The sequence below is a fragment of the Mangrovibacter phragmitis genome (genome assembly GCF_040429585.1).
Lineage (GTDB): Bacteria > Pseudomonadota > Gammaproteobacteria > Enterobacterales > Enterobacteriaceae > Mangrovibacter > Mangrovibacter phragmitis.
The window spans coordinates 5,378,170-5,392,595 of record NZ_CP134782.1; the positions used below are offsets into that span (position 1 = coordinate 5,378,170).

Genomic DNA, 14,426 nt, shown 5'->3' on the forward strand with positions numbered 1-14,426 from the left:
GTTTATTCCTCCCCGCCTGGTACGCTGTTCAGCGTGTTCAGGCGCCGGAACAGGTAAATTTCGTTGTACAGGAAATAGAAAACAATCAGCCCGCCACTCAATGGAATGGCGCTGTAAATGTACCCCATGGGAATTTGCAGGGCGGAATCCAGTTGCCACATTTGCCGCAACACGGTGTACCAGCCGCCAATTATCATGACGGTGAAAGTAAAAACAGCGATAGCCAGTTCGGTAAACATGTCAGTAATAATTTTCACCCGTGGGGAAAACTTTTCTTTAATAAAGCTGATAGCCATATGTTCACGCAGCCCAAACACATAAGCGCTGCCAAACAAAATGAGCCAGATAAACAGGTAGCGCGATAATATTTCGCTGACAGCGCTGGGGCTGTTAAATAAATAGCGGGTAATTACCTGCCAGGTGATCAGCACTGTCATCATGCCGACAATGCCGATACAAACCCAGGCGACGAAGGTATCAAGGTATTTTTTGAACGTCTCGAGCACCGCCATGGCTTATGTTCCTTTGTCGATAACGGCAACCCGGCAAGCGCTGGCTTACCGGGCGAGGGAGTTTACTGAAGTGCGACAACTTTTTCGTAGAGCGCTTTTTGTTCCGGTGTTTTCACCAGTTCAGTTTGCAGGCCTTTGCAATTTTCCTGGAACGGCTGGATATTCACTTCATTGAATTTCGCGCCTTTTTCTTCCGCTACTTTTTTGGCCTGCTCAATCTGCTCAGCCCACAGGCGGAATTCTGTCAGCGTGCTTTCTTTTGCCAGCTTGCGTAACGTTTCCTGATCCTGTTTTGACATGCTTTCCAGGAAATCGGTGCTGACAACAACAAGGTCCGGCACCATCAGGTGGCGTGTGGCAGAGAAATAAGGCGCAACTTCATACTGCTTAAGGTCGGCATAGGTGATTTCATTGTTTTCTGCACCATCCAGCACGCCCTGTTGAATAGCGGTGTAGACTTCGCTCTGACTCATAGGCACACCAGTGCCGCCCATGCAGGTCAGCATTTTCAGCATGGTGTCAGACTGCATGACACGAATTTTCTTCCCTTTCATATCGGCCGGGGTATTCACCGGGCCAGCTTTGGTGTACATGCTGCGCGCCCCGGCGGTATAAGCGGTTAACACCGTAAAACCGAAACGGGAGGTGGAAGCAAATAACGGGTCCAGCACACCGGAGGTAAAGACTTTTTCCTGGTGAGCCGGGCCGCTGTAGATATACGGCAGGCCAATCACGGTAAAGGTTTTATCGTAATTCTCCGCCAGCGGGTTTGCGACCACCGCCATTTGCACTGCGCCGTTTTGCACTAATTCCAGCGCGGCACGCTGATCACCCAATAATTCGTTAGGGAAGATATTCAGCTTGTAACGCCCCTCGGTTTGCTGCGCCAGCTTATCGCCCAGCTCTTTCAGTGCCAGGTACTGAGGGTGCTTATCCGACTGGTTAAAGGCGGCTTTAATCTCTTTTGCGGCATGCGCCAGAGAAGAGACGCTCAACAGGCCACTTAATACCGAACACAGCGCCAGGCGTTTAAAGGTCGTTTTCGTCAACATAATCGGGTCTCCATCAGAGGTTTTAATCAGTCATTCACTGTCATTTTGTTATCTGCGTTCTCAGCGCAGGTCAGTCATGGCAACAAAATCCATGTCATCGAAGGTTTGGTTTTCACCCGCCATTCCCCACACAAAGCTGTACTGACGAGTGCCGCAACCAGAATGAATCGACCAACTGGGTGACAGCACCAGTTGTTTGTTACGCACCACCAGGTGGCGGGTTTCCCGGGGGTCGCCCATAAAGTGGAACACCACCTGGTCGGGTGCCATGTTGAAATAGAGGTAAGCTTCCATACGGCGGGCGTGGGTATGGGCGGGCATGGTGTTCCACACATTGCCCGGGCGCAGATGAGTAATGCCCATGCAGAGCTGGCAGGTGGTGAGCACGTCCGGGTGCAGGTATTGGGTCAACAGGCGCAGGTTAGCATTTTGCTGGCTGCCCAGTTCCACCTGGCGCGCCTCTTCACGTTTGATAATGCGGGAAGGCCAGCTGTGGTGAGCGGGGGCACTCAGGCAGTAAACCGCGGTTTCTGTTGGTGGGTCTTCGCTGAGTGAACGAAAGCTCACTGCCTGTGTGCCCATCCCCAGATAGAGCCCGTCAAGGTAATCCAGTTGGTAGCTGTCACCTTCGTTGCATGTTACCTCAACCGGCCCCCCCAGATTCACCAGGCCCATTTCCCGGCGGGCAAGAAAAAAAGGCGTACCAAACGCTTTGGTATCAATCACTTCATCCAGTACCAGTGGTGTTGCTTGTGGGCAAACACCAAGTGCCACCACCCGGTCTATATGGCTGTACACCACATTAATATCACCGGGGGTGAACAGGGATTCAGTAAGAAACGTGTCACGCAACCGCTCGCTGTCATATGCGCGAACATCATCAGGATGGGTATTCCAGGCTGTTTTCATCGGGGTCTCCTTGGTTGGATTTCAGTGTAAAAACTATTCATAGGTGATCAATAAAATTCATATATGAATAATCAAACCTGTGAATCCCGGCCCTCTTTTTAATAGCCAGAAAAAACACACAGAGCTGTTGATAAAACAAACAGGAATAACGACCGGTCTGGAGAGCAAAACAACCCGGTTAAAAATACGGAGGGAGCACTTCTGAACGGCGGGTTACTTGGCGGAATGAAAAATCCACAATCAAAGAGCGTTGACAATGTTCGCTGAACGAATTATTTCTATTAGCGCTACTTATGCGAAGTGATTCGTGTAAGCCAGAAGAGGCGCGCCGCCCAGGTATTATGTCTGAGTAACCAGTACGAAGACGGCATAAGAGGGGGAGCGGCGCCGAGGTAACACGTATCTGGTTGTATGTGTTATCGGCTGCAGGGGCTGAATCCCCTGGGTTGTCACCAGAAACGTCCGGCAGTCGTTCGTTTCGCAAGGTGGGGCGCTTCTGGGTGTATCGTAGTGCTTGTTTTAACCTGTCTACGTCTCCCGTTTATCGCTCTTCCCTTGTGCCAAGGCTGATGAAATACCCGCGGCTTCCTGTTTAGTCCACATGGAATGCCGGGTATAAAGATATTGCCACCTCAAGTGGCCCTGACACGAGGTTATAATGACTCACGCACTTTCCCAGACAGTGGTTGCCAAATTCGGTGGTACCAGTGTCGCTGATTTCGATGCCATGAATCACAGCGCTGATGTCGTGCTGGCAAATAAACAGGTACGCCTGGTTGTTTTGTCTGCATCTGCTGGCGTCACCAACTTACTGGTTGCCCTGTCTGAAGGACTGGAAGCAACAGAACGTTTTGTTAAGCTGGATGCCATTCGTAAGATTCAATACGATATTCTTGAGCGCCTCGCCAACCCGCTGGTCATTCGCGAAGAGATAGATCGCCTGCTTGAAAATATTACCACGCTTGCCGAAGCCGCCTCACTGGCGACATCCAACGCACTCACTGATGAACTGGTCAGCCATGGTGAGTTGATGTCCACGCTGTTATTTGTGGAAGTATTGCGTGAGCGTGGTGAAGAAGTGCAATGGTTTGATGTGCGTAAAGTCATGCGTACCAGTGACCGGTTTGGTAAAGCCGAGCCCGATATTGCGGTACTGGCGGAACTGGCGCAAACCCACTTGCAGCCTCGTCTGGTTGAATCGCTGGTCATCACTCAAGGGTTTATTGGCAGCGAACCCAAAGGCCGCACTACGACGCTTGGCCGTGGCGGCAGTGACTACACAGCCGCACTGCTTGGTGAAGCGCTGCATTTAAGCCAGGTGGATATCTGGACTGATGTTCCCGGTATTTATACTACCGACCCGCGTGTCGTACCTGCGGCGAAACGCATAGATAAAATTGCGTTTGAAGAAGCCGCTGAAATGGCAACTTTTGGTGCCAAAGTACTGCACCCGGCCACCTTACTGCCTGCGGTACGCAGCGAAATCCCGGTGTTTGTTGGTTGCAGTAAAGACCCGGCGGCTGGCGGAACCATGGTCTGCGGCACCACCGAAAACCCGCCATTATTCCGGGCGCTGGCGCTGCGCCGCCGCCAGACATTACTCACCTTACACAGCCTGAGCATGTTGCATTCCCGTGGTTTTCTGGCTGAGGTATTTACCATTCTGGCGCGCCATAATATTTCAGTTGATTTAATCACTACCTCTGAAGTCAGTGTGGCTATCACGCTGGATACCACCGGCTCAACCTCAACGGGGGATTCTCTGTTAACCACCGGGCTGCTGACCGAGTTGTCGTCATTATGCCGGGTCGAAGTTGAAGAGAACCTGGCATTGGTGGCATTGATTGGCAATGAGTTGTCTAAAGCCTGCGGTGTTGGCAAAGAGGTATTTGGTGTCCTGGAACCTTTCAACATTCGCATGATTTGCTATGGTGCATCCAGCCACAACTTGTGCTTTTTGGTGCCTGGCGGTGAAGCCGAAGATGTGGTGCGCAAGCTGCACCGTAATCTTTTCGAATAAACATCAGGCTCAACCCGCTATTTTTCCCAGGGCGCATCAGCGCCCTGTTTGTTAGTGAATAGCGGCAAAAAATATAAGAAACACCCAATAAAAACACTATAAACACCACAACCTGCAAGGAAAAACCATGTTAACTGTTCTCACGCGGCTGTTCCCACTTTGGGCCGTACTGCTTTCTGTTATGGCGTATTACACGCCTGCCACGTTCACACCCATTGGCCCCTGGATTACCACGTTGTTGATGCTGATTATGCTTGGCATGGGCGTGCACCTGAAGATGGATGATTTCAAGCGTGTGCTGTCACGCCCGGCACCAGTTGCTGCCGGGATTTTCCTGCATTACCTGGTTATGCCGTTAGCCGCCTGGGCACTGGCCAAACTGTTCCAGATGCCACCCGACCTGGCTGCCGGGATGATTCTGGTTGGCAGTGTTGCCAGTGGCACGGCTTCGAATGTGATGATCTTTCTGGCAAAAGGCGATGTGGCGTTGTCTGTCACTATTTCGTCTGTTTCCACTCTGGTGGGCGTATTTGCCACACCGCTGCTGACCCGGCTGTATGTTGCTGCCGATATTCAGGTGGATATCGCAGGCATGCTGCTGAGTATCCTGAAAATCGTCATCATCCCAATTGCGCTGGGACTGGTCATTCACCATACTCTGCCACGGCTGGTCAAAGCCATTGAGCCCTGGCTACCCGCGTTCTCGATGGTGTGTATTCTCGCCATTATTACTGCGGTGGTGGCAGGTAGCGCGGCAAACATTGCCTCGGTTGGCCTGGTGGTGATTGTGGCCGTTATTCTGCATAACGCGATTGGGTTGCTGGGTGGTTACTGGGGCGGGCGGCTGTTTGGTTTCGATGAATCCACCTGCCGTACTCTGGCGCTGGAAGTCGGTATGCAGAACTCTGGCCTGGCTGCGGCTCTGGGGAAAATTTACTTTACGCCGCTGGCCGCATTGCCTGGCGCTCTGTTTTCCGTGTGGCATAACCTGTCCGGGTCGTTGCTGGCGGGTTACTGGTCCGGGAAGCCGGTAAAACAGAAAACAGAAGCCCAAAAATAACCCCGATTTCCGGGGCTGTTGTTGGGTTACTCGCCAGGCACAATATGTGCCTGGCGGGCAATTAACTCTCTTCGCGTTCGTCGTCGTCAGGTTGTTCCAGCACAGTGTAAGCCACTGCGCAGAACAAGGAATTCAAACGCCGCATATCCCCCAGCAAACCAAGGTGCAGTGAACTGGTTTCAATGCTTTGCACGTTTTGCTCATGCAGGCGGTTAACATGGGCGTGAGAATAACGGCGAATCATGATCCGCAGGCGGTGCTTGTGCCTGCGCAAGCGTCGGGCGCTGGATACGTCCCCTGAGTAAAACACCGACACGCCAAGCTTGAGGTTCTCTTCCAGTTGGTTTATCAAATTATCCAGTTCTTCCATACCTTGTGGTGAGAACGCCCGCCGGGCAGACAACGACTTATCCGCCACCTCAATCCCCATCCGTTCAATAATTTCAGCAGACTGCTGCAGGTTCATGGATGTTTCAATGATATGCGCCCAACGCCGGGATTCCTCCTCAGCCAGTTCATCTCGTGGAATACGAGCCAGATACAGCTTAATAGCGTTATGCAGTACATCAACTTCTTCCGCCAGATTACGCAATATCTTTTCCAGCCGCGGCTCGCCTTTCAGTTCTCTTTGCCACAATGAGAGCATTTGCTCCACACGGTCACCCATGCGCAGGGTCTCCCGCGACGCATTCGCCAGCGCCAGCGCAGGGGTGCTCAGGGCGGAGCTGTCCAGGTGCTTCGGCCGCACACTGTTATCCAGCTCCGGTGGTGATTTAACCAGCGTACTGCACAACCGCGCCATCCGGTCCACAAAAGGCAGCATGGCCAGGCAACGAATCAGGTTGTAAAACACATGGAAATAAATGATAAGTTCTGAGTCAGACACTGGCAGGTGCTGCATTCCCCGGGCAAGGACATGCACAAAGGGCAGTACCAGCAGGCTGCCAATCAGTTTGAATAACAGGCTCCCCAGCGCAACCCGCCGTGCAGCGGGTGTGGCGGCACTGTTGTTAATCACCGCCAGAATGCCGGAACCCAGATTTGAACCAATCACCAGACACAGCCCAACCGGGAAAGCGATAACGCCGGTTGCGGTTAATGTGGCAGTCAGCAATACTGCCGCCAGGCTGGAATAACTGATAATCGCAAACACCGCGCCAATTAACGCATCCAGCAAGATATCGCCGGTCAGCGAAGCGAAAATCACTTTAACGCCATAAGCCTGAGTGATGGGTGTGGCCGCCTGCACAATCAACTCCAGTGCCAACAGAATCAGCCCGAGGCCAATCCCTACCCGCCCCAGTTGCCCGGCCCGTGTTTGTTTGCGACCAAGGAAAAAGATTACGCCAATAAATATCAGCAGCGGCGACAGCCAGGAAAGGTCAAATGTCAGAATTCGCGCCATCAGCGCAGTCCCGACATCGGCTCCCAGCACAATCACCAGGGCAGGTGCCAGAGCCACCAGGTTCTGTGAAACGAACGATGTCACCAGTAACGTAGTCGCGTTGCTACTTTGCACCAGGGCTGTAACACCAATACCCGCGCAAAACGCCATGGGTTTACGTGAAATACTGCCACTGAGCACACTGCGTAAACGCGCGCCAAACACGCGCATCACGCCGGTGCGTACAATATGTGTTCCCCATACCAGCATGGCAATCGCCGAAAGCAAATGAAGTAATGTCAGCAAAGGCACTCCTTTTTTATTGTCAGCCGGGGTTTATACCCACCGGTCTTGTACCATTTCATAGCAACCTGATTAATCAGTATATGTGCTGGCTTGTAAAGAAAAGACAAGGGGCAAAAGCATGGGCAGATGTGCCTGGCTTTGCCCTCCCCCGCAGGCCTGCTAACCAGGCCTGGTGACTCGTGCGCTCTGTGCCGCGAGTTTACTGGTAATGCATTCGCGCACCGTAGCGCGCAGCCAGCGGCTGGCCGGGTCTTCGTGGCGGGCGTTATGCCACAGCAACGACAACGTATAATCCGGCATGTTTACTGGTACCGGAGCCGCCTGCAGGCCATATAACTCACACCATGAATGAACCAGCCCTTGTGGTACTGTGGCGAACAGCGGCAAACGGCGCAGCAACAACGGTAGTGCAGAAAAATTCGGCGTGACATAACGTACACGGCGCGCCCGGCCCCGTTGTTGTAGCTCGTTATCCAGCGCACTTTCACTGGCTCCACGGTACGACACCAGCACATGTTCATAACGCAAAAAGGTATCCAGCGTTAACGGCCGATTGCAGGGAATTTGCCGGTAATCCCACAGGGAAGAAAAACCAGCGCAGGCGATGTTTTCACGGGTGAGATCCCTGCTGGTCTCATTACCCACCGTTACCGCAAGATCTGCCTGTTGCTGCTCCATTAATGGCACCGCCTGCCAGGGATCAGTTACCACTACTTTAATAGTAATGTGGGGGGCGCAGGCCGATAACTCCGCCACAAGCTCTGGCATTAACCAGTGTTCTACCCAGTCGCTCATGCCAATGGTAAAGCTGCGCGAGTCACTCGCCGGGTCAAAATGTTCTGGTGTGAAAATAGCGCGGTGCAAACCCTGCATCAGCGGGGCAAATTGTTGTACCAGTTTTTCAGCTCTGGGTGTAGGTGCCATTCCTTGTGAGGTGCGCACAAATAGCGGGTCATTAAACATCTCTCGCAGCCTTTTTAGTGCCGCACTCACCGCAGGCTGGCCTAAATACAGCCGGTTTGCGGCCTGAGTAACGCTACGCACCTGGTACATCACTAACAAAACAACCAATAAATTCAGATCAATACGCGAAAAATCACTCTCATTGATGCTTTCCATAAATTTAATCAATTTAATTAATTACATTCAAAAAAGTATAGTCAGCTGCTCTGGTTTTCACCATAAAGTAAGGAGTCTGTAATGACTATCCAAATTGGTAACTGTCTGATTCAAAAAGTCACAGAGCAAACGGCAGCGTTTCCTTTCGCTACGTTGTTTGCGGCACACAGTGGCGAGATGGGCAACCAGTTAGCACAACAGCCTGCGGATATTTCCATTCACAGCTGGCTGGTGCGTAGCGGTAGCCATACCGTGGTTATTGATACTGCCACGGGGAACGGGCGCGACCGGAATAACCACCCACTGTTTCACCAGTTGCAAACACCTTACCAGGACAATCTGGCCCAAACCGGCATAAAACCGGAAGAAGTAACGCTGGTAATGATGACCCATATTCATACCGACCATGTTGGCTGGAATACCTGCCTGCAAGACGGGAAATGGCAGCCTGGGTTCCCCAATGCACGTTATGTTTGCTCTGCCACGGAACTGGCACATGTGCAGAACAACCCGGCAACTCAGGCGTTGTACCACGACAGCATTCTGCCCCTGCTCAAGAACGGCCTGCTGGACGCCGTGGATGTACGCGAAGATACGCTGTTTGCCGGGGTGCTGCGTTATACCTCAACACCAGGCCACAGTGTGGATCATGCATCCATTGTGCTGGAAAGTGCCGGTGAACACGCGATATTTGCCGGTGATGTCATGCACCACCCCATTCAGTTTCAGCACCCCCACTGGAACTCCCGGTTTTGTGAAGATCTCCCGCAAGCCATTGCCTCACGCCAGCGCGTTATAGACTGGTGTGCAAAACATCAGGCAATCTGGTTCAGTTCACACTTTGCCGGCAGCTCGTGTGGGCGCGTAACACCTGACCGGCAATGGCTACCTTTGGAGGTGTAATTCATGCAGTACACTGACTACCTGGCTGCCTCACTCAGCGAGTTACAACAAGCTCTGGCAGAAAAAACAGTGACGGCTGTTGAGCTGGCAAAATTTGCTCTCAGACGTATCACTGAAGTGGACGCATCACGTTATAACGCTATCACCTGGCTATTCGCTGATGAAGCCCTCGCAGCAGCGCAGGAAAGCGATATACGACGACAGCACGGTGACGACACAGGCCGACTGGCCGGTATTCCGGTGCTCATTAAAGATAATATTGAAGTAAAAGGCTGGCCCACCAGCGCAGGCTCCGTTGTACTGCGTGAGGTCATCGCTACACAGGACGCGCCACTGGTACAAACATTGCGTAATGAAGGCGCGATTTTAATAGGTAAAACCGCCATGCATGAATTGGCCGCCGGAATAACGGGTGCCTCTTCACTGAGTGGGTTCACCCATAACGCCTGGGTTGAGGGATTATCGCCTGGTGGCTCCAGTAGCGGTTCTGCCGTTGCCGTTGCCGCAGGTTATGTCCCGCTGGCAATAGGTACGGACACTGCGGGTTCGGTGCGTATTCCTGCGGCATTTAATGGCCTGCCGGGGCTGCGTATGACGCGCGGTGCCCTGAACACACAGGGTATCGTGCCCCTGTCGCCGACTCAGGATATCCCTGGCCCGCTGGCCCGTTCAGTGCATGATTTACGCCTGGCCGCCGAGATCCTGAGTGGTAAGGTGTTTGCACAACCCCATGAATCGTTGCGGATTGGCTTCTGGCAGGAAGGTTTTGCGCCACAGGAAACAGAAATAAACCAGTGCGTGCGTGAATCTCTGGCCCCGTTTATGCCGCAGGATGTGAGCTGGCCACAGCTGGCAAGCCTGGCCGCAGAGGCAAATATTATTGCCTGGGAATTTGCCGACGCACTGGCAGTCTGGCTGGCAGATAAACCCCAGGTGAAGTACCACACGCTCCCTGAAATAGCGGCCTCTGGCCTGTATCACCCACAACTGGAAACGGTACTGAAAACCCGTGCACAGCACCCAGGCACAGACAGCGATTCTTACCCGCAAGTGCAACAGCGCCAGGAAGCGCTTTACCAACAACTGGAGCAGTTTTTTATCCACCAACAGATTAACTTGCTGGCGTTTCCTGTAGTGCGGCACCCGCCTGTCAGACTGGGTGAACTCCAGGAAGGCAGCAACGCGCTGATCTCTGCTGTGACCGGTGCACCAGCAATCAGTCTTCCGGCTGGCCTGAGCGCGAATGGCTACCCAATAGGTGTAGAGCTGCTGGCGCTAAAAGGGCGTGAAGATTTGTTGTTACAGGCAGCAGAAGAGATTGAGGGAGCCAGAGGCCGCATCTGAAAAACTGCCGAAGCGTTGGTGTAATGGTTCATTAATATTGAGCATCGGGGAAGGATGCAAAAAATAAAGCGGGCAGTATGCTACATACCACTCGCTTTAATTCGAAATAGCCGGTTACCTGGCAATACTAATCTGCATCGTAACCTAAGTTAGGAGCCAGCCAGCGCTCAACGTCTTCAACAGACATCTTTTTACGCCGGGCATAATCTTCCACCTGGTCACGCTGAATTTGGGCAACTGCAAAATACTTGCTGTCCGGATGGCTGAAATACCAGCCGGAGACCGAGGCTCCCGGCCACATAGCGTAAGACTCAGTGAGTTTCATGCCAGTGTGGGTTTCGACATCCAGCAATTCCCAGATGGCAGCTTTTTCAGTATGTTCCGGGCAGGCAGGGTAACCGGGTGCCGGGCGAATACCGCGGTAGTTTTCCCGAATTAACTCTTCGTTACTCAGGTTCTCTTCCGGCGCATAACCCCAGTACACTTTGCGCACGCGTTCATGGAGATATTCAGCAAAGGCTTCCGCCAGGCGGTCAGATACGGCTTTCACCATGATTTTGTTGTAGTCATCATGCTGTGCGTCAAAGGCTGCAGCCAGTGCATCTTCTTCCAGCCCGCCGGTTACGGCAAAAGCGCCCAGGTAATCCGCTTTACCACTGGATTTCGGTGCAACAAAGTCTGCCAGACAATAGTTGGCAAAACCGGTTTTTTCTGTTTGCTGGCGCAAATGGTGGCTGACTACTTTTATGGCTGAACGGCTTTCATCGGTATAGATTTCGATGTCGTCACCAACCCGGTTAGCCGGGAACAGGCCCACCACACCACGCGGTGTCAGGGATTTATCTGCCACCAGCTTGTCCAGCATGTCATTTGCATCTTTAAACAGGCGTTGCGCTTCCTCGCCCACCACTTCATCTTCCAGAATTCGGGGGTATTTACCAGCCAGTGACCAGGTCATGAAGAAAGGCGTCCAGTCGATATAGTTACGCAGCGTATCGATACCTACGCTGACAGGCTGAACCCCCAAACGGTGAGCAACAGGCGGCGTATACAATTCCCAGTCAAAAGCGAGGTCGTTTTCACGGGCAGCAGCCAGGGTAACTGGCGGTGTGCGGGGCTTTTTACGGCCATGCTGGATACGCACGGTCTCGTACTCTTTACGCACCCGGGCCACAAAATCGCCATACTGAGTCGCGGAGAGCAGCGATGAGACCACCCCAACAGTGCGGGACGCGTTCTGTACATAGACCGTTGGCCCACTGTAGTTTTGCTCAATTTTAACCGCCGTGTGCGCTTTGGACGTTGTCGCGCCGCCAATGAGCAGCGGAATGGTGAACCCCTGGCGCTCCATCTCTTTCGCCACATTCACCATTTCATCCAGCGACGGGGTTATCAGCCCGGATAAACCAACAATATCGGCATTCTGTTCGCGCGCTGTTTTCAGAATTTTTTCTGTCGGCACCATTACGCCTAAATCGATGATTTCGTAGTTATTACACTGCAACACCACACCAACGATATTTTTACCGATATCGTGCACATCACCTTTAACCGTTGCGAGAACGATTTTCCCGTTACTGGTACCGGCCTGTTTGCTGGCCTGAATGAAGGGTTCAAGATAGGCAACTGCCTGTTTCATTACCCGGGCAGATTTCACCACCTGCGGCAGGAACATTTTGCCTTCACCAAATAAATCACCCACCACATTCATGCCAGACATTAACGGGCCTTCAATAACTTCAATAGGCCGGTCGGCGTTCTGGCGTGCTTCTTCGGTATCCTGCTCAATAAACTCGGTGATACCTTTGACCAGGGCATATTCCAGGCGTTTCACCACTTCCCAACTGCGCCACTCAGCTTGTTGGGCATTGGCGCTGTCATCGGTTTTACTGCCACGGTATTTTTCGGCTAACTCCAGTAAACGCTCGGTGCTATCGTCACGCCGGTTCAGCACCACGTCTTCCACGGCGTCACGCAGTTCAGCCGGGAGATCGTCGTAAATGGCCAGTTGCCCGGCATTCACAATCCCCATGTCCATGCCGTTACGAATGGCGTAATAGAGGAACACGGCGTGAATGGCTTCACGCACCGGGTCGTTGCCACGGAAAGAGAACGAAACGTTAGAAACACCGCCCGAGATCAGGGCGTGAGGCAATTCGCGTTTAATGTCTTCACAGGCACCAATAAAATCCAGTGCATAATTGTTGTGTTCTTCAATCCCGGTGGCAACGGCAAAAATATTCGGGTCGAAAATAATATCTTCCGGCGGGAACCCCACTTGCTCAGTGAGGATTTGGTAAGCCCGGCGGCAAATTTCAATTTTCCGTTCGCGGGTATCAGCCTGGCCGGTTTCATCAAAGGCCATCACTACCACAGCCGCGCCATAACGCCGTACCTGGCGGGCGTGTTCAATAAAGATGTCCACGCCTTCTTTCATGGAGATAGAGTTGACAATGCCTTTGCCCTGAATGCATTGCAGCCCTTTTTCAATGACTGACCATTTGGATGAGTCAATCATGATTGGTACCCGGGCAATATCAGGCTCACCGGCAATCAGATTCAGGAAGCGCACCATAGCCGCTTCGGCATCCAGCATGCCTTCGTCCATGTTGATGTCGATGATTTGCGCGCCGTTTTCTACTTGCTGGCGCGCGACATCCAGTGCTTCACCGTATTTCTCTTCTTTGATAAGCCGTTTGAACTTAGCTGACCCGGTGACGTTGGTACGCTCCCCCACGTTTACAAACAAGGTTTCCGGGCCAATATTCAGTGGCTCAAGGCCGGATAACCGGCAGTTCACCGGCAGTGACGGGCGTTTACGCGGTGCAACACCTGAAACGGCCTCATGTATGGCCGCAATATGTTCAGGTGTGGTGCCGCAACAACCCCCTACGATATTCAGGAAACCAGCCTGCGCCCACTCTTTTATCTGGCGCGCCATTTCAGCGGCGCCTAAATCGTATTCACCAAAGGCATTGGGCAACCCGGCATTGGGGTGTGCGGTAACATAACATTCCGCAATACGGGATAACTCAGCAACATACTGGCGAAGTTCATCCGGCCCCAGGGCACAGTTCAGGCCAAAAGAGAGCGGTGAGGCATGGCGTAAGGCATTGTAAAACGCTTCAGTCGTCTGGCCTGATAAGGTGCGGCCTGAGGCATCGGTAATAGTTCCGGAAATCATGATGGGCAATTCAACGCCCAGTGCCTCAAACTCGGTTTCTACGGCATAAATCGCCGCTTTCGCATTCAGCGTATCAAAGATGGTTTCAACCAGAATCAGATCTGCACCGCCGTTAACCAGCGCCCGGGTAGATTCCCGGTAAGCATCCACCAGTTGATTAAAGGTGATATTACGAAAAGCCGGGTCGTTAACATCAGGCGAGATAGACGCGGTACGGTTTGTCGGGCCAAGTACCCCGGCGACATAGCGTGGTTTTTCTGGTGTGCGCGCAGTCCACTCATCGGCACACTGGCGAGCCAGGCGAGCTGCCTCATAGTTGATTTCTGCCGAGAGGGACTCCATCTGGTAATCGGCCATCGCAATGGTCGTGGCGTTGAAAGTATTGGTTTCAACAATATCTGCGCCCGCAGCAAAATACGCGTTATGAATATCAGCAATCAGCGCCGGGCGGCTCAATACCAGCAGGTCGTTGTTACCTTTGACATCGCAAGGCCAGTCGGCAAAGCGCTCACCCCGGTAATCCTGTTCGCCCAGACGGTGGCTCTGGATCATGGTACCCATACCACCATCGAGGATAAGAATGCGTTTTTCTAACGCCTGATGAAGTGTTTCGACCTGCTTGCTCACTCTGAC

Annotated in this window: 10 protein-coding genes and 1 riboswitch; of the genes, 4 read left to right on the forward strand and 6 right to left on the reverse strand. The window is 52.7% G+C overall.

Going from position 1 to position 14,426, the window contains the following annotated elements:
• Positions 1 to 2: 2 nt before the first annotated feature.
• The 3 genes from MPHASIOC01_RS25800 to kduI all read right to left on the reverse strand — a co-directional run bounded on the left by MPHASIOC01_RS25800 (position 3) and on the right by kduI (position 2,473).
• Positions 3 to 512 carry a TRAP transporter small permease gene (locus MPHASIOC01_RS25800; protein WP_353613579.1) on the reverse strand — a complete coding sequence of 170 codons (510 nt, stop codon included), beginning with the start codon at positions 510 to 512 and terminating at the stop codon, positions 3 to 5.
• 62 nt (positions 513 to 574) lie between these two features.
• Complete coding sequence (locus MPHASIOC01_RS25805; RefSeq protein ID WP_110026566.1) at positions 575 to 1,564, reverse strand: TRAP transporter substrate-binding protein; 990 nt, start codon at positions 1,562 to 1,564, stop codon at positions 575 to 577.
• 60 nt (positions 1,565 to 1,624) lie between these two features.
• Positions 1,625 to 2,473, reverse strand: a complete 849-nt coding sequence (kduI, locus tag MPHASIOC01_RS25810) for a 5-dehydro-4-deoxy-D-glucuronate isomerase (RefSeq protein WP_353613580.1) — start codon at positions 2,471 to 2,473, stop codon at positions 1,625 to 1,627.
• Between the two features lie 310 nt (positions 2,474 to 2,783).
• A riboswitch (Lysine riboswitch) is annotated at positions 2,784 to 2,977 on the forward strand.
• 154 nt (positions 2,978 to 3,131) lie between these two features.
• Between kduI and lysC the strand changes: the two genes are divergently transcribed.
• Positions 3,132 to 4,493 (forward strand): lysine-sensitive aspartokinase 3, encoded by a 1,362-nt coding sequence (gene lysC, locus MPHASIOC01_RS25815; protein WP_064596797.1) that lies wholly within the window; start codon positions 3,132 to 3,134, stop codon positions 4,491 to 4,493.
• Between the two features lie 127 nt (positions 4,494 to 4,620).
• The gene (gene panS, locus MPHASIOC01_RS25820) at positions 4,621 to 5,553 is read left to right on the forward strand and encodes a ketopantoate/pantoate/pantothenate transporter PanS (RefSeq protein WP_064596799.1); all 933 of its coding nucleotides are present in this window, start codon (positions 4,621 to 4,623) and stop codon (positions 5,551 to 5,553) included.
• A 61-nt stretch (positions 5,554 to 5,614) separates the two neighbouring features.
• On the opposite strand, the gene MPHASIOC01_RS25825 is transcribed toward panS, so the two are convergent.
• A complete protein-coding gene (locus MPHASIOC01_RS25825) occupies positions 5,615 to 7,243 on the reverse strand; it encodes a Na/Pi cotransporter family protein (protein ID WP_064596802.1) in 1,629 nt (542 codons plus the stop codon).
• Positions 7,244 to 7,402: 159 nt separating this feature from the next.
• Positions 7,403 to 8,362 (reverse strand): LysR family transcriptional regulator, encoded by a 960-nt coding sequence (locus MPHASIOC01_RS25830; protein WP_353613581.1) that lies wholly within the window; start codon positions 8,360 to 8,362, stop codon positions 7,403 to 7,405.
• 81 nt (positions 8,363 to 8,443) lie between these two features.
• On the opposite strand from MPHASIOC01_RS25830, the gene MPHASIOC01_RS25835 reads away from it, so the two are divergent.
• On the forward strand, positions 8,444 to 9,265 hold the full coding sequence (locus MPHASIOC01_RS25835; protein WP_064596805.1) for an MBL fold metallo-hydrolase: 822 nt from the start codon (positions 8,444 to 8,446) through the stop codon (positions 9,263 to 9,265).
• Positions 9,266 to 9,268: 3 nt separating this feature from the next.
• The gene (locus MPHASIOC01_RS25840; protein WP_353613582.1) at positions 9,269 to 10,609 is read left to right on the forward strand and encodes an amidase; all 1,341 of its coding nucleotides are present in this window, start codon (positions 9,269 to 9,271) and stop codon (positions 10,607 to 10,609) included.
• 127 nt (positions 10,610 to 10,736) lie between these two features.
• Here the strand turns inward: MPHASIOC01_RS25840 and metH are convergent, their stop codons facing one another.
• Entirely contained in the window at positions 10,737 to 14,420 is a 3,684-nt protein-coding gene (gene metH / locus MPHASIOC01_RS25845; protein ID WP_353613583.1) for a methionine synthase, read from the reverse strand.
• Positions 14,421 to 14,426 lie beyond the last annotated feature (6 nt).

Bases quoted from the DNA above. Each gene is read 5' to 3' on its own strand.
- lysC (WP_064596797.1), top strand. From the start codon at position 3,132: ATGACTCACGCACTTTCCCAGACAGTGGTTGCCAAATTCGGTGGTACC.
- MPHASIOC01_RS25840 (WP_353613582.1), top strand. From the start codon at position 9,269: ATGCAGTACACTGACTACCTGGCTGCCTCACTCAGCGAGTTACAACAA.
- MPHASIOC01_RS25835 (WP_064596805.1), top strand. From the start codon at position 8,444: ATGACTATCCAAATTGGTAACTGTCTGATTCAAAAAGTCACAGAGCAA.
- panS (WP_064596799.1), top strand. From the start codon at position 4,621: ATGTTAACTGTTCTCACGCGGCTGTTCCCACTTTGGGCCGTACTGCTT.
- MPHASIOC01_RS25800 (WP_353613579.1), bottom strand. From the start codon at position 512: ATGGCGGTGCTCGAGACGTTCAAAAAATACCTTGATACCTTCGTCGCC.
- MPHASIOC01_RS25830 (WP_353613581.1), bottom strand. From the start codon at position 8,362: ATGGAAAGCATCAATGAGAGTGATTTTTCGCGTATTGATCTGAATTTA.
- MPHASIOC01_RS25805 (WP_110026566.1), bottom strand. From the start codon at position 1,564: ATGTTGACGAAAACGACCTTTAAACGCCTGGCGCTGTGTTCGGTATTA.
- kduI (WP_353613580.1), bottom strand. From the start codon at position 2,473: ATGAAAACAGCCTGGAATACCCATCCTGATGATGTTCGCGCATATGAC.